At 60.0% G+C, this 14,495-nt stretch carries 13 protein-coding genes; 12 read left to right on the top strand and 1 reads right to left on the bottom strand.

What is annotated here, in order from left to right:
- The first annotated feature begins 362 nt into the window (after positions 1-362).
- The 9 genes from F1002_RS05070 to F1002_RS05110 all read left to right on the top strand — a co-directional run bounded on the left by F1002_RS05070 (position 363) and on the right by F1002_RS05110 (position 7,663).
- Entirely contained in the window at positions 363-725 is a 363-nt protein-coding gene (locus F1002_RS05070; protein ID WP_150427973.1) for an AlpA family transcriptional regulator, read from the top strand.
- Complete coding sequence (locus F1002_RS20930; RefSeq protein WP_191090316.1) at positions 709-1,257, top strand: helix-turn-helix domain-containing protein; 549 nt, start codon at positions 709-711, stop codon at positions 1,255-1,257. The genes F1002_RS05070 and F1002_RS20930 overlap by 17 nt, the downstream gene beginning before the upstream one ends.
- Positions 1,258-1,330: 73 nt before the next feature.
- A complete protein-coding gene (locus F1002_RS05080) occupies positions 1,331-1,960 on the top strand; it encodes an AbiEi antitoxin N-terminal domain-containing protein (protein ID WP_223879473.1) in 630 nt (209 codons plus the stop codon).
- Between the two features lie 89 nt (positions 1,961-2,049).
- Positions 2,050-3,129, top strand: coding sequence for an XRE family transcriptional regulator (locus F1002_RS05085; RefSeq protein ID WP_150427974.1), 1,080 nt, complete (start codon positions 2,050-2,052; stop codon positions 3,127-3,129).
- The gene (locus F1002_RS05090; RefSeq protein ID WP_150427975.1) at positions 3,110-3,619 is read left to right on the top strand and encodes a PIN domain-containing protein; all 510 of its coding nucleotides are present in this window, start codon (positions 3,110-3,112) and stop codon (positions 3,617-3,619) included. Before F1002_RS05085 ends, F1002_RS05090 begins: the two co-directional genes overlap by 20 nt.
- 79 nt (positions 3,620-3,698) lie before the next feature.
- Positions 3,699-4,166, top strand: coding sequence for a hypothetical protein (locus F1002_RS05095; RefSeq protein WP_150427976.1), 468 nt, complete (start codon positions 3,699-3,701; stop codon positions 4,164-4,166).
- Between the two features lie 148 nt (positions 4,167-4,314).
- Positions 4,315-5,880 (top strand): recombinase family protein, encoded by a 1,566-nt coding sequence (locus F1002_RS05100; RefSeq protein WP_150427977.1) that lies wholly within the window; start codon positions 4,315-4,317, stop codon positions 5,878-5,880.
- On the top strand, positions 5,877-6,788 hold the full coding sequence (locus F1002_RS05105) for a ParB/RepB/Spo0J family partition protein (protein WP_150427978.1): 912 nt from the start codon (positions 5,877-5,879) through the stop codon (positions 6,786-6,788). The genes F1002_RS05100 and F1002_RS05105 overlap by 4 nt, the downstream gene beginning before the upstream one ends.
- Positions 6,785-7,663, top strand: a complete 879-nt coding sequence (locus F1002_RS05110) for a plasmid partitioning protein RepB C-terminal domain-containing protein (RefSeq protein ID WP_073656074.1) — start codon at positions 6,785-6,787, stop codon at positions 7,661-7,663. The genes F1002_RS05105 and F1002_RS05110 overlap by 4 nt, the downstream gene beginning before the upstream one ends.
- 345 nt (positions 7,664-8,008) lie before the next feature.
- On the opposite strand, the gene F1002_RS05115 is transcribed toward F1002_RS05110, so the two are convergent.
- Positions 8,009-9,922, bottom strand: a complete 1,914-nt coding sequence (locus F1002_RS05115; protein ID WP_223879474.1) for an ADP-ribosylglycohydrolase family protein — start codon at positions 9,920-9,922, stop codon at positions 8,009-8,011.
- Positions 9,923-10,045: 123 nt separating this feature from the next.
- Here F1002_RS05115 and F1002_RS05120 point away from each other — a divergent pair, with 123 nt between their 5' ends.
- The 3 genes from F1002_RS05120 to F1002_RS05130 are packed head-to-tail and all read left to right on the top strand — an operon-like array spanning position 10,046 to position 14,437.
- Positions 10,046-10,951 (top strand): YafY family protein, encoded by a 906-nt coding sequence (locus tag F1002_RS05120; RefSeq protein ID WP_150427979.1) that lies wholly within the window; start codon positions 10,046-10,048, stop codon positions 10,949-10,951.
- A gap of 1 nt (position 10,952) precedes the next feature.
- Complete coding sequence (locus F1002_RS05125; protein ID WP_150427980.1) at positions 10,953-13,031, top strand: RecQ family ATP-dependent DNA helicase; 2,079 nt, start codon at positions 10,953-10,955, stop codon at positions 13,029-13,031.
- Positions 13,028-14,437 carry a DNA-processing protein DprA gene (locus F1002_RS05130; protein ID WP_150427981.1) on the top strand — a complete coding sequence of 470 codons (1,410 nt, stop codon included), beginning with the start codon at positions 13,028-13,030 and terminating at the stop codon, positions 14,435-14,437. Before F1002_RS05125 ends, F1002_RS05130 begins: the two co-directional genes overlap by 4 nt.
- Positions 14,438-14,495: the final 58 nt, after the last annotated feature.

Here is a 14,495-nt window from a genome sequence, read left to right on the forward strand (position 1 = left end):
GCGCACGCACAGTATTCGGCGAATCCGGAGACATTTCAAGCCCCCAAGGGAAAACCCTAACCTCTTTCAAAAAAACAAAAAAGCCTGAAAAATCAGGCTTCTTTGAATATATCTGGTGGTGGAGTTTAACAGAAAACCAAACCCACATATCAGGAGTCTCTCAGCCCCGGTCGGAAGCCTTGAGACCCTCGCGCGATTCCGGGGAAGGATTTCGCGCAACCGCACATGCCCATGATTGTAAGTTCAGAGAGGCCGATTGGCACTCGCAGTTGCCGCAACTGCCAGGGAATCTGGGGGCTGCAACTTGGCTTTCCTCTCGTTTGTCGCCGTAATGCCCGGCACGAACGACGAAAGGAAATGCCATGCAAACCGAACCCGCCTTCACCGAAACGGAGCTCGCACGTCGGTGGAACGTCAGCATCAAGACCCTGCAACGCTGGCGCAGCGAAGAACGCGGCCCGCCGTACATCAAGCTCTCAAAGGCCATCCGCTATCCAGTCGATGAGATCGTCACCTATGAGCAGGCGATCCGCCAGGGCATGTCTCACGAAGTGCCGCTGCCATCCTTGAACGAAGCGCAGCCCGTTGCCGAATCTCCCGCGCCCGCCGCCCCCGAACCAAAGCGGTACTACTTGAGCGAGGCCTTTGCACTCATCGCGCAGTACGGCAGTCTTGAAGCGGCCGAGGCCGCGCTGACGGAGGCGCGCGATGAAGCCCAAGGTTGATGCCAACAAGCAGGGCGTTGCGCCCAGCCCGGATGAGCCAGCCATCACGTATCCGGTCCTCGATGAAAACCAGTTGTCCTCGAGGTGGAATCTCTCACCCAAGACGCTGCAAAAGTGGCGCTCGGAAGGAATCGGCCCGCCCGCCTGGCACCTCAACAGATCTATCCGCTACCTTCTGATGGAGGTCGAGGCCTTCGAGCGCAAGGCTCGGGTCACTTGGAAATCCCCTGCCGGACGCCCGTTGTCCGAATCATCTCCCTCAGCACGTGAAGACGCCATCGAGCAGATGATGCAGAAGCGGCCTGAACGCCGTGATCGGGTTTTCTACTCAGCCAAAGAGGTGGTCGACATCACTGGATTGCCCGGTTACTGGATACACCAGAATCAGGAACGCCTGCGGCTCGGCATTCCGTTCTACCGGATCGCAAACGGTGACGTCATCCGCTTCAGCATCGAGGAGCTCTTCCTCTGGGAGATGCATCACCTGCGCCCATGCCGGTACCCGGCGAACGGGAATGCTGATGCCTCGTAGTTGGGGCGAGCCGTGGCGAAGTGTGTTGCCCTACGTTCCGATATTTCGTTGATTAATTAAAATTGGAGAATAAATGGAACACACTCCATCAATGCTCTCCGAGACCCACACCCAGCGCATCCTTGATCTGGCCAGCCAGAGAGGGCTGCTGCGTGCCAGCGATTTGGACGCCATCGGCTCGCCCCGGGTCATCCTGACGCGCATGACTGCAGCTGGACTGCTGGAACGGATCGGGCGTGGTCTTTACCGTCTGCCAGGCGCACAGGTGACGGAATTTGAGAGTCTTGCCCTTGTCGCCACCAGGGTGCCACAAGCCGTGTTCTGCCTGCTCACAGCACTCCAGTTTCACGGGCTGACCACCCAACTACCGCGTCAAGTCTGGATCGCCATGCCACGCGGCAGCCACTCACCCCGGATCGACTATCCGCCGATCCGGATGGTTCAGATGGCCGGTAGCGCTCATCTGGCAGGCGTCGAGGAGCACTTGTGCAACGGGGTGAAGGCGCGGATCTACAGCCCGGCCAAGACCGTGGTCGATTGCTTCAAGCATCGCAACAAGATCGGTCTGGATGTGGCGCTGGAGGCCTTGAAAGACGCATGGAGGACGCGCAAGGCGTCCGCTGACGACCTGTGGCGCTACGCTCATGATTGTCGCGTCGCCACCGTGATGCGCCCCTACATGGAAGCAGTCGCCCACGACTGACGCCACGGCCGCCGAGACGGGCTGGCTTCTCTTTGGTTTAAAAATTTGGTAGGATGACGGTTGTTTTAAACCCAACCCGAGGAGGCGTCATGATTGCAGATCGCATTCGTCAAGCACGATTGGCGGCAGGTCTGACCCTGGGTGCGTTGGGCGAACAGGTGGGTGTTTCTCACACCGCCATCCAGAAGTACGAGAAGGGTCTGCTGACGCCGTCGTCGACTCAGCTACTCAAGCTGGCCCGCGCCTGCGGCATCCGGACCGAATACTTCTTTCGCACGCATACGGTTGAACTGCTGCAGCCCGAGTTCCGCAAGCTCTCGACCTTTGGCAAGACGGCGCAGGATGCGCTGAAGATCAAGGTCGTCGAGTTGGTGGAGAAGCGCGTGGAGTTGCTCGGCGCATTTCCCGAACTGCCGTTCCCGGCGTTTGCACCGCCCGCGAATCTGCCTGAGCACATCACCTCGCTGGATGAGATCGATGCGTTCTCGGATTCGGTCCGCAACGCTTGGCTGTTGGGCCTGAATCCGATTGCTGACCTCACCGACACCCTCGAAGGCCTCGGCTTGCTGGTCATCGTGGTCGACGAAGAAAACCCAGGCTTCTCTGGCTTGACGGCCAAGGCACGGACCGAAGATGGCCGGGAGTATCCGGTCGTGGCTGTTTCCAAGCGCTGGCCCGGTGATCGGCAGCGGTTCACGCTGGCGCATGAGCTGGGGCACCTGCTGCTCGAAGGGCGACTGGCTGACGGGATCAACGAAGAGAAAGCCTGCGACCGGTTCGCCGGTGCCTTCCTGGCTCCGCGTGTCGCGGTGTTGCAGTTGCTTGGGGCACAACGCCATGCGCTGGAATGGCAAGAGCTGTATGTGCTCAAGCACGAGTTCGGTCTGTCGATGACCGGATGGCTGCAGCGCGCCAAACAGTGTGGCGTGATCACCGAGGCAGCTCATCTCTCCATGTTCAAGCGGTTTTCGGCCAAGGGCTGGCGCAAGACCGAGCCTGGCGAACCACTGCCGAAAGAGCATCCCCGACTGTTTGATCAGTTGGTGTACCGCGCCTTGGCCGAGCAATACATTTCCGAAGGCAAGGCGGCGGAACTGCTGGGCATCCCGATGATGCGCTTCCACAAAGAACGCCAGCTGGAGTCACCGGATGCGGTTGCTCATCAGTGATGCGAACATCTTGATCGATATGGAAGCGGGAGCGTTGATGGAGACGCTCTTCCAGCTTCCGATGCAGTTCGGCATCCCTGATCTGCTGTACTACGAAGAAATTGAACCGGGCAGTCCGGGCCTTGAAGACCTGGGCTTGCAGGTCATGGAGGTCAACGGCGATTTCGTGGCGTATGCCGAGCAGTTGCCAGGCCAGCACAACCATCTGCTTCCCGCGAAAAACGGTCCCAAGCCCAGTCACAACGACTACTTGGCACTGGCGCTTGCGAAGCAGGAGACCTGTACCTTGCTGACAGGCGACACCAATTTGCGGATTGTTGCCAACAAGGAGCAGGTCAACGTCATGGGCACCATCGGGCTGCTGTGCGCCATGATCGAGAACCAACTGCTGACAGTCGACGACGCCTTCAAGGCGCTCGACCGAATGAAGTCGGGCAAGCGTCGGTTGCCCTGGCCGGAAGCAGAAAAAGTACTGAACGCCTTACGTTGATACGTAAATAAGCTAGCCCAGTCGCACCCTTCGCCACGGTCAGTGGCGGTCTCCATACGGACTTTGCATGGAGACCACGATGACTACTCGACTTTGCGCACACTGCGGCCACCCCTTCGAACCCCGCCCACAGGTTCCCGACCAAGCGTTCTGCTCCGCCCCTGAATGCCAGCGGGCTCGCAAGCGCGAATGGCAGCGGGCAAAACTCCAATCCGATCCTGACTACCGCATCAACCAGCAGGCGGCCCAGCGTGCGTGGTCACAGCGCAATCACGACTATTGGCGCAATCACCGAGACGAACAACAGGCCAACGGCGATCAAGGGGAACAACCTACCGCCGCCCATCGGCAGGCAGTCATCGATCCTGTAAAGATGGACGTGTCAGCGCTGCCTTCCGGCATCTACCGGATCACAAGACGTCCAGATTTTCCGAATGGAACAGCGGGCTCATGGGTGGTTGAAATCACGCTGCTGTATGAAACCCGTGAATGCAAGATGGATGCGTCAAGAGATGACTTGATCGACACCCAGGGAATCCAGCCTTAACTTCAAGCCCAAATGGGCTCTCGATCATCCTGGATGGCAACAATTTCAACCATGTGCATTCCGGCCGCGCAGTGCAGGTCACGGTTATGCCAATGAGGTGAAAGGCAGGCCCGAGAGCAAGTTCACACAACATAAAGTGATCGGGTCTATGCAGGCAGAAGAGTTCTCCATTCCGGGGGCGGATCAGCCACCGACATTTCGGGCCGCCGAGTACGTGCGGATGTCGACCGAGCACCAGCAGTATTCGACGGAAAACCAAGCCGACAAAATCCGCGAGTACGCGGCTCGGCGCAACATCGAAATCGTTCGCACCTATGCCGACGAGGGCAAGAGCGGCTTGCGCATCGATGGGCGGCGGGCGCTGCAGCAACTGATCAAGGACGTCGAGACAGGCAGCGCGGACTTCCAGATCATTCTGGTCTATGACGTCAGCCGCTGGGGCCGGTTCCAGGACGCCGATGAGAGCGCCTATTACGAATACATCTGCCGCCGTGCGGGCATCCAGGTGGCCTACTGTGCCGAGCAGTTCGAAAACGACGGCTCGCCTGTGTCGACCATCGTCAAGGGCGTCAAGCGTGCGATGGCTGGCGAATACAGCCGGGAGTTGTCGGCCAAGGTGTTTGCAGGGCAGTGCCGCCTGATTGAGTTGGGTTTTCGGCAAGGCGGACCCGCTGGCTACGGCCTGCGGCGCGTGCTGATCGATCAGTCCGGCACGCTCAAAGGTGAATTGGCTCGCGGCGAGCACAAGAGCCTGCAAACCGACCGCGTCATTCTTCAGCCGGGGCCGGATGATGAGGTTGCCGTGGTCAACCAGATCTACCGCTGGTTTGTCACCGACAACCTGACGGAGCTGGACATCGCCGAACGGCTGAACGCACAAGGAACGCGTACTGACCTTGGACGAGATTGGACACGAGCGACCGTCCGCGAGGTGCTGTCCAACGAGAAATACATCGGCAACAACATCTACAACCGTCGGTCTTTCAAACTCAAGAAGCTCCGGGTGGTTAACAGCCCCGACATGTGGATCAAAAAAGAAGGTGCGTTCGAGGGCATCGTGCCACCGGAGATTTTCTACACGGCGCAGGGGATCATGCGCGCAAGGGCACATCGGTACAGCGACGAGGAGTTGATCGAGAAGCTGCGCAGTCTGTACCAGCGCCACGGTTACCTCTCCGGCCTGATCATCGATGAGGCTGATGGCATGCCGTCTGCTGCGGCCTATGCACATCGATTCGGCAGTTTGGTTCGCGCCTACCAGACGGTAGGCTTCACCCCGGACCGCGACTACCAGTATCTGGAGGTGAATCAGTTTCTACGCAGACTGCATCCAGAGATCGTCAGCCAGACTGAACGCATGATTGCCGAGGTCGGCGGCAACGTCGAACGCGACCCGGCCACCGACCTTCTCACCGTGAATCGCGAGTTCACCGTTTCACTGGTGCTGGCGCGGTGCCAATTGCTCGACAACGGACGACGGCGCTGGAAGGTGCGCTTCGACACCAGTCTCGCGCCCGACATCACGGTGGCCGTGCGGCTGGACGACAGCAACCAGGCTGCCTTGGACTACTACCTGCTGCCGCGACTGGACTTCGGCCAGGCACGCATCCATTTGGCCGACCACAACGGCATCGAGTTTGAGTGCTATCGCTTCGACAGCCTGGACTACCTCTACGGCATGGCGCGGCGTATCCGCATACGGAGGGCCGCATGAGTCAAGACAAAGAACATCGGCATTCGGAGTTGCGGATGATTCCGCTCAACCGGATTGAGGTTCTCAACCCCCGCGAGCGCAACAGCCGGGTCTTCGAGCAGATCGTCGGAAACATCCAGAACATTGGCCTGAAAAAGCCCATCATCGTGACGCCGCGTCCGGGGAGCAATGGCGAGCACTATCTCCTCATCTGCGGCGAGGGGCGGTTCAAAGCCTTCAAGACGCTCGGGCATCAAGAGATCCCGGCAATGGTGATTAACGTCGATGACGAATCGGCCTTCATCATGAGCCTCACCGAGAACATCGCCCGACGAAAGTTCAGCCCGTTGGAATTGCTGTCCGGCATCGAGCAGCTGCGGGATCAGGGCTATGACAAGAAATCCATTGCCCAAAAGACTGGCCTGAGTCCGGAGTACGTGCAGGGCATCCTGCAGTTGCTGCAGAACGGTGAACAGCGACTGCTGATGGCCGTCGGCAGCGGGCGCATCCCTCTCAACGCGGCGATCACCATCGCTGGCGCGGGCAGCGACGAGAAAGCCATTCAAGCCGCATTGCAAGATGCCTACGAAACCGGAAAGCTGCGTGGCAGCCAGTTGATCCAAGCCCGTCGTGTGATCGAACGTCGCCGCACCCAAGGCAAATCCATCGGCGGCAGGATGACCTCCCGCAAGACCAATGAGGATGTCACCACGTCCAGCCTGGTGCGGAACTACCAGCGGGAAGTCGAGCGACAGAAGCTGCTGGTCAGGAAAGCAGAGACCGCTCAACGCAACTTGCTGTTCATTGTCGGGGCCCTGCGCCAACTGCTGGCCGACGAGAATTTCACCACCCTGCTGCGCGCGGAGGGGCTGGACACACTGCCCCAGTATCTGGCGGAGCGGGTTTGGGCTCGAGGGAGCGGCGCATGAGCAAACCGCCCTTGGGCTTCGTTCCGGAGCCACTGGTTCTGCCCCTCTCGTCCGTCCTGCCCTCGCGTAAGACGCCAGAAGGCTTGCTTGCCTCACGGAAATTCAAGCAGATCACCGCATCTATCGAGGCGGTCGGGCTGATTGAACCCCTGTCGGTGGGAAAGCCCAACCGCGAGGGGCAGCACATCTTGCTGGACGGACACACACGACTGGTCGCGCTGAAACAGCTGGGCTTCGACAAGGCTCCCTGCCTGGTGGCCACCGATGACGAAAGCTACACCTACAACAACCGGATCAATCGCCTCTCCAGCATTCAGGAGCACCTCATGATCCGTCGCGCTGTCGAACGGGGCGTCACCCCAGAAAAGCTGGCGAAGGCCTTGGACGTGGACATCAGCCACATCATCAAGAAGCTAAACCTGCTGGAAGGAATCTGCCCGGAGGCCGCCGAGTTACTGCGCGACCAGACGTTTTCGGCAAACCTTGGTGCGGTCCTGCGCAAGCTCAAGCCAACGCGTCAGGTTGAGTGCGTCGAACTGATGGTCAGTGCCAACAACATCACGGTCGCCTATGCCCAAGCCTTGGTTGCGGCGACACCCAGCAACTTGCTCGTCGGCGAGACCAAGCCCAAGAAGATGACCGGCGTCAGCGCCGACCAAATGGCCAAGATGGAGAGGGAAATGGGCAATCTCCACGAGCAGTTCAAGCTCGCCGAGCAAACCTATGGTCAGGACATCCTCAACCTGGTGCTGGCCAAGGGCTATCTCGCCAAGTTGATGGCGAACGAAGCCATCTTGCGTCACCTGACCAGGAACCACCCCGACGTGCTGAACGAGTTCGACAGCATCGTCCGTATGGTGGCGCTGGACAAATAAGCGGCGCGCAATCGGCGTAGTGAGCGAAATCCTTCCACAGGAAGGTCGTGACGGCGTCCACGCAGGCGGCCCACGGTTCTTTAACAATCCGGAAGCATCAGGGTCATCGCCCCTAAAACGGAGTTTCTGCTTCACTCCGTGATCAAGGGCGGTGACCGACAGGCTTGCCGCTGGCCTGCCCACGCGCATCGGGGCCTGCGCCTGGGCGAACAGCGGCACCTTTTTCAGTTTGTGGCGACCCAGTCTTCGTGGCGGAGCAATAGACCTAAACAGTGCTCGCTTGCTGAAGCAAATGAACCGTCTTGTCCCAGAAACAAGGCTTCGACGATTTTTGCTTACTATCGATCAAAACCCTGGGTACTTCTGCCAGATCCGCTGGTTCAGCTCTTCGTTGTCGCTGTACTCGCCGATCGCCCAATCCTTGAAGGCGTATAGGTCTTCCGCCAATTCGGTGATGACGTCGCGCAGTTCCAGCGGCTCCAGCCACTCGGCAGGGATCGCCCTCACGCCGTGCATCGCGCCCAGCAGGTTGCCAACGATCGCTCCGGTCGAGTCGGAATCGCCATCGTGGTTCACGGCCAGGATCACGCCATGTTTGAAATTGCGGGCGACCAGTGCGCAATAGATCGAGATCGCCATGGCCTCCTCGGCGATCCAGCCCTGGCCCAGGCGGGCAATGGCTTCTTCATGTGGCAAACCGGAATCGGCTAACTCCTCAGCCATCTCGATCGCACGCAGCGTCTCCTCAAAGCCGGGCTCAGCTCGCAGCAGGAGTTTGGCGGCGGCCAATGCCTCGCGCAGCGACGCGCCATCAGTCAGTGCCAGGACCAGCACCGCCAGCACGCCACCGGTCAGAGCTCCGGTCGGGTGACCATGGGTCAGCGCAGCCAACTCGGTACCCAGCCGGAAGGCGTCTTGGGGAGATTCGTACTGACGCAAGCGCCAGCCGAACAGACCGGCCGGCGCAACCCGCATAACGCCGCCGCAGCCCTTGCTGTCGTTGCGGGCCGGTTCCCCGAGCGAGTTCATCGCCCGCAGGGCCGATAGGCAGGTGTTGCCCGGTGCGCGACGGCTGTGCAGTTGACGCTGCTGAAACAGCCAGCCCGGCTCATCGGTGCCGAAGTCGATGTCGCATGTCGGGCGTTCGCCTTGGGTTTGCAGCCAGCGCAAATAGGCGTGCGCCGTTACCCCGGAATAGGTCGTGATGCCTTTGAAGCAGCCGCGCACCCAGCCTCGGATCAACCCCTCGGCGGTGAATAAGGTCATCTGCGTGTCGTCGGTGATCTTCCCCAGGCCACCATAAGCCGGTGCGTACTGGGTTATTCCCTTCGGGCCGAAGCGACGGAGAATCTCGGCCCGCTTCATGAACTCCACCGGTGCGCCCAGCGCATCTCCGACTGCACCGCCGAGTATGCAGCCCAGAAACCGCCCCTGGACTGTGCGTTTTTGCTGGCGCTTGCTGCGCCAGGCCGGAGGCGCCGGTGTCTCGAATTCTTCCGCCGCGCCCGCATCGGCAACAGGCTCCTCGTCCTCAGGGCCGGACAATGTGTAGTAGACGCCCAACTCTGCAACTACGCGGGCTGCGGGTCGGGCGACGAGGTCCAGCTGCTTGCGCCACTCGGGCACATCGGAGCCGTCCCAACTGATGCCCAGGCCTTTCTCCCAGTAGGACAGGTAGGCCTCGCCCCGGTCGGCGGCGTAGTAGTTACCGTTGCCGGCGGAGCAGTCGAGCGCGTACTCCCAGTTGTTCTCGCGCATGCAGACTCCGTGCTCAGGGTGAGGCACTTGCCCCAGCCCGATCAGGTATTCCGCGCTCTTGGCGTCCAACGGGCGAAACACAGCCACCCGCAATCGTCCGTCGTCCCGGGCGGTGATGGCAGCGATCAGAGCATCGTCACGTTGGATGGTGACCAGCTTGCCGCCGAGGTCCACGGGCCCGACCTCGAGCCACCAGTGGTCACCAGCGGCTGAAACGACATCGCGGGTATCGTCGGGCGCCAATAGCTCGGCAAGCCGATCCATTGCGGGTTCGACTTGCTGCCATTCGGCCTCCCCATCCCGGCTACGCTGCTGCAGACCGTGCAGCATCACGGCCAGCGGCAGGTCCCCGTTATCGAGCAGGGCCGACTTCAGATCGGCTGCTGGAACGGGGTACGCGATGTCCGGCAACCCGTACTGCGCCAGCGTCTCTGGCTTGAGGTGAAGCTCTGCGAAATCTTGCATGGCGCCCGTACCGATCCTTTTATCGCTGCGCCGCATGTGGTTATCACAATACGACGTACATACAAATCATAATAGAGTCATAGACAGATTCTAGGGCAGACCATATACTTTCCGCAATAACCCGTACAAGCATTCGCTAACCCGAACGAGCCAGCCAGGATGTCGAACGAACAGCTTGCAGATCTAACCCAGCCACAACGCGACCGGCTCGCGTTCGTGGAGTTGCGCGTGCGCTTCATCGGGGAGATACGCCGTCAGGACTTGGTCACGCGGTTTGGCATCCAGTCCGCCGCCGCATCCAGGGATCTGGCGCTGTACAAGGAGTTGGCCCCGGGCAACATCGACTACGACCCCAAGGGCAAGGCCTACGTCCTGGGGCCGGACTTCCGGCCCGTCTTCGACTTCCCCCCGGAGCGGGTGCTGTCGTGGCTGACCCAGGGCTTTGGCGATGGTGAGCCGATGCGGCTCAAGGCGTGGGTGGCCAGCGAGAGCCCGTCACGGCTCACGCATCCGGATCTGGATGTGCTGGCGAGCGTGACCCGTGCGATTCACCAGGAGTGTCCGCTCGGTATTGAGTACCACTCCATCTCCAGTGGCCGCACCGAGCGGGAGATCGTCCCGTTCGCGCTGATCGACAACGGCCTGCGCTGGCACGTCCGCGCCTTCGACCGGAAATCCCAAGAGTTCCGGGATTTCGTCATCACGCGGATCAAGCGCTCGTTCCTTATGAGGGATGCAGATGTGCAGCCCCATGAGCGCAGTGATCAGGACATCCAATGGACCCGGATCGTGGAGCTGGAGATGGTGCCGCACCCAGACCAGCCCCGCCCTGAAATTACGGAGATGGACTACGGCATGGTTCGCGGGTCACTACGGATGAAGCTGCGTGCTGCCACCGCCGGATACATCTTGCGGCAGTGGAGTGTGGACTGCTCTCCGGACCACAGTCTGCGCGGTTATGAATTCAGGCTCTGGCTGAAAGATCACCTGGCGCTGTACGGCGTCAAGAACGCTGTGTTGGCGCCGGGGTACCGCTCGCCCGACCAAAACAAGGGAGAGCAATAACGTGGCCTACGACCCAAAACGCGCGCTGGAACTTCTCCGCATCGGCTCCGGACGCGCCGATGCCACTTTCCGCGACGGCCAAGAAGATGCCATTCGTCACATCGTCGAAGGCAAAGGGCGCTTGCTGGTCGTGCAGAAAACCGGGTGGGGTAAGAGCTTTGTCTACTTCATCGCGACCAAGTTGCTGCGGGAAGCTGGAGCCGGCCCGGCGTTATTGATCTCGCCGCTGCTGGCGCTGATGCGAAACCAGATCGCAGCGGCAGAACGGATGGGGGTTCGCGCCGCCACCATCAACTCCGATAACCAGGATGAATGGAAATCGGTTGAAGCCAAGCTGCGTCGAAACGAAGTGGACATTCTGCTGATAGCGCCAGAAAAGCTGGGTAACGACTGGTTTAACACAGAGGTTCTAGCTGGTATCGCAGGGCAGATTTCGCTGATGGTTATCGATGAGGCCCATTGCATTTCCGATTGGGGTCACGACTTCCGTCCTCACTATCGACTGCTGGAACGTATCGCCAGAACGCTTCCAGCCAATCTGCGGCTGCTGGCCACAACGGCAACAGCAAACGATCGCGTTATGGAAGACCTTGTGGCTGTGCTCGGCCCCAACATGAAGGTGCTGCGCGGTGACCTGAATCGAAGTTCTCTGACGCTGCAAACGATGCGTTTACCCAGTCAGGCTGTCCGTCTGGCATGGATCGCGCAGCAACTCAGTTCACTTCCAGGGCACGGCATCATTTACACACTCACTATCCGAGATGCCAATCAACTAGCGGATTGGCTCAAGGCCCAGGGCTTTGCTGTAGAGGCCTATACAGGTAAGACAGGTGATCGGCGTGAGGAGCTAGAGCAGGCTCTGCAGGAGAACAAGGTTAAGGCACTTGTAGCGACCACCGCATTGGGTATGGGCTACGACAAGCCGGATCTGGCATTCGTTATCCATTTTCAGATGCCAGGCTCAGTTGTCGCCTATTACCAGCAAGTAGGGCGCGCAGGAAGAGCGCTGGAATCTGCATATGGCGTGCTCTTGAGCGGAGATGAAGAAGAAGGAATTACCGACTGGTTTATCCGTAGCGCGTTCCCAACTCGCCAAGAGGTAGACGATGTCCTGGGGGCTCTTAATGAGGCACCGGAAGGACTTTCAATACCTGACCTCATGACCTGCGTGAACATGAGCAAAGGTCGCATCGAGAAGACTATCACGGCACTGTCTCTCGAATCTCCAGCGCCGATCGCCAAGCAAGGTACGAAGTGGCAGCTTACTGCAGCCGAGCTAGGAGACGAATTCTGGGCGCGAGCAGACCGGCTCACCAAATTGAGGCGTGCCGAGCTCCAGCAAATGCAGGAATACGTCTCTCGGCCTTTCGGGCAGCACATGGGCTTTCTGATTGATGCGCTTGATGGCGATTCAAGCACCGTCAGCCCACCGTCGTTGCCGCCGCTGTCAGAAGACGTAGATCAGTTGCTGGTTCGGGAAGCCGAGGAATTTCTTTGTCGCACAAGTCTGCCCATCGAGCCTCGCAAAAAATGGCCCGTGGGGGGAATGCCGCAGTACGGAATTCACACCGCATCCACCATTCCCTATCAAGCGCAGCCAGGCAAAGCCCTCTGCGTCTGGGGTGATGCCGGTTGGGGCGGCTTGGTTCGACAGGGGAAGTACCACGACGGCCACTTTTCCGATGACCTCGTTGCTGCGTGCGTGAAGATGATTCAAGAGTGGAATCCGCAGCCGAGCCCAACCTGGGTGACCTGCGTTCCTTCGCTTCGGCATCCCGAATTGGTGCCGAATTTTGCGCAACGCTTGGCTGCTGCGCTGGGTCTGCCGTTTCATATGGTCATCGCAAAAACAGACGCACGGCCCGAACAGAAAACGATGGCAAACAGTACACAACAGGCGCGCAACATTGATGGCTCGCTCGCACTCAACGGCCAGCCCATACCTCCCGGACCAGTCCTCCTGGTTGATGACATGGTCGACTCACGCTGGACGCTGACGGTGTCTGCATGGCTGCTGCGCCAAAGCGGCAGCGGCGTGGTTTGGCCTATGGCCCTTTCACAGACGGGGCACGACGAATGACGCCAGTCCTCTCACCCAACACCCAGGCGATCCTGCTGCTGACTGCGCCGCTCATTGCTGGACGAGGCACTGCGTCATCGGATCTGCTCTCGCCTGGTGAATACAAACGTCTCGCGCGTCATTTGCGCGAGATCCAGCGTCAGCCTTCGGATCTCCTCTCACCGGACTCAGCTGAGATCTTGCGCGCGTGCCAGCCGGTGATTGACGAGGGCCGCCTGCAGAAATTGCTGGGGCGCGGATTCCTGCTGAGCCAAGTGATCGAGCGCTGGCAAGCGCGCGCCATTTGGGTGGTCAGTCGCGCCGACGCCGAGTATCCGCGTCGCCTGAAGACCCGCCTTCGTGAAGATGCGCCGGCAGTGCTATACGGCTGTGGCGACATGGCTTTGCTCGAAACCGGTGGGCTTGCCGTCGTCGGATCGCGGCATGTGGACGACGCCCTCATCGACTACACCATGGCAGTTGGCCGGCTCGCTGCTCGGGCAGGCAGAACGCTTGTCTCCGGTGGTGCCAAGGGCATCGATCAGGCCGCCATGCGAGGTGCGCTTGAGGGAGGTGGAAAAGTTTGTGGCGTTCTGGCGGACAGTCTGGAAAAGACCACCATGAACCGCGAGCACCGCAACCTGCTGCTCGATGGGCAACTGGTCCTGATTTCGCCCTACGACCCGAGTGCCGGGTTCAATGTCGGCAACGCCATGCAGCGGAACAAGCTGATCTATGCCCTGGCAGACACCTCACTGGTGGTCAGTTCCGACCTCAACAAAGGTGGCACTTGGGCGGGCGCTGTCGAGCAGCTCGACAAACTCAAGTTCGCCCCGGTCTTCATTCGATCGACGGGCGAGTCTTCAGCCGGATTAGATGGTTTGCGAAAGAAAGGCGCACTTCCCTGGCCGAACCCGCAAGACGTGGATTCGTTCGAGGACGTGTTCAACGTGGCGATGCCCACGCCGACGGCATCCCCACAGGTTGGTTTTGCGCTGTTTTCAAACGAAGAACCAACGTCGGCTGACGCCAAGCCAACGGCGCCCGTGCCACCCGACACCGCGCCAGCGCCCCAGGCCGCGAGTGAGCCATCGGCACCGGTCGACGTTGTTTCCGATGCGCAGCCACCCGCTGAGGCATTGGAAGAACCGCCGCCAGTCACGCCAGAGGCCGTGGCGCCTATAGACGAGGCCAAGGAATCTCCGCAGCCGGAATCGACCCCTGCCGAAGCGCTCTTCGCTGCCGTGCGCGCTGCGATTCAGCAACTCTTGAGTGCGCCGATGAAGGACGCCGAAGTAGCAGCGGCGCTGGACGTTTCCAATGCGCAGGCCAAGGCGTGGTTGCAGCGCCTGGTTGACGAAGGCGTACTAGAAAAACAGAAGAAACCTGCGGGCTACATCGTCAAGCAAAAGCGGCTGTTCGAGTAACCGATGAAGACCAAACAAGAACACAAGCCGCAGTGCGACGGCATTGATATAGAAGGGC

Origin of the sequence: Dechloromonas sp. CZR5, assembly GCF_008711155.1 — a bacterium.
Taxonomy (GTDB): Bacteria; Pseudomonadota; Gammaproteobacteria; order Burkholderiales; family Rhodocyclaceae; genus Azonexus.

What these genes read in the sequence shown, in the direction of transcription:
- F1002_RS05070 (WP_150427973.1), top strand. Translation starts at nt 363, where the DNA reads ATGCAAACCGAACCCGCCTTCACCGAAACGGAGCTCGCACGTCGGTGG.
- F1002_RS05130 (WP_150427981.1), top strand. Translation starts at nt 13,028, where the DNA reads ATGACGCCAGTCCTCTCACCCAACACCCAGGCGATCCTGCTGCTGACT.
- F1002_RS20930 (WP_191090316.1), top strand. Translation starts at nt 709, where the DNA reads ATGAAGCCCAAGGTTGATGCCAACAAGCAGGGCGTTGCGCCCAGCCCG.
- F1002_RS05115 (WP_223879474.1), bottom strand. Translation starts at nt 9,922, where the DNA reads ATGCGGCGCAGCGATAAAAGGATCGGTACGGGCGCCATGCAAGATTTC.
- F1002_RS05100 (WP_150427977.1), top strand. Translation starts at nt 4,315, where the DNA reads ATGCAGGCAGAAGAGTTCTCCATTCCGGGGGCGGATCAGCCACCGACA.
- F1002_RS05080 (WP_223879473.1), top strand. Translation starts at nt 1,331, where the DNA reads ATGGAACACACTCCATCAATGCTCTCCGAGACCCACACCCAGCGCATC.
- F1002_RS05090 (WP_150427975.1), top strand. Translation starts at nt 3,110, where the DNA reads ATGCGGTTGCTCATCAGTGATGCGAACATCTTGATCGATATGGAAGCG.
- F1002_RS05095 (WP_150427976.1), top strand. Translation starts at nt 3,699, where the DNA reads ATGACTACTCGACTTTGCGCACACTGCGGCCACCCCTTCGAACCCCGC.
- F1002_RS05105 (WP_150427978.1), top strand. Translation starts at nt 5,877, where the DNA reads ATGAGTCAAGACAAAGAACATCGGCATTCGGAGTTGCGGATGATTCCG.
- F1002_RS05120 (WP_150427979.1), top strand. Translation starts at nt 10,046, where the DNA reads ATGTCGAACGAACAGCTTGCAGATCTAACCCAGCCACAACGCGACCGG.
- F1002_RS05110 (WP_073656074.1), top strand. Translation starts at nt 6,785, where the DNA reads ATGAGCAAACCGCCCTTGGGCTTCGTTCCGGAGCCACTGGTTCTGCCC.
- F1002_RS05085 (WP_150427974.1), top strand. Translation starts at nt 2,050, where the DNA reads ATGATTGCAGATCGCATTCGTCAAGCACGATTGGCGGCAGGTCTGACC.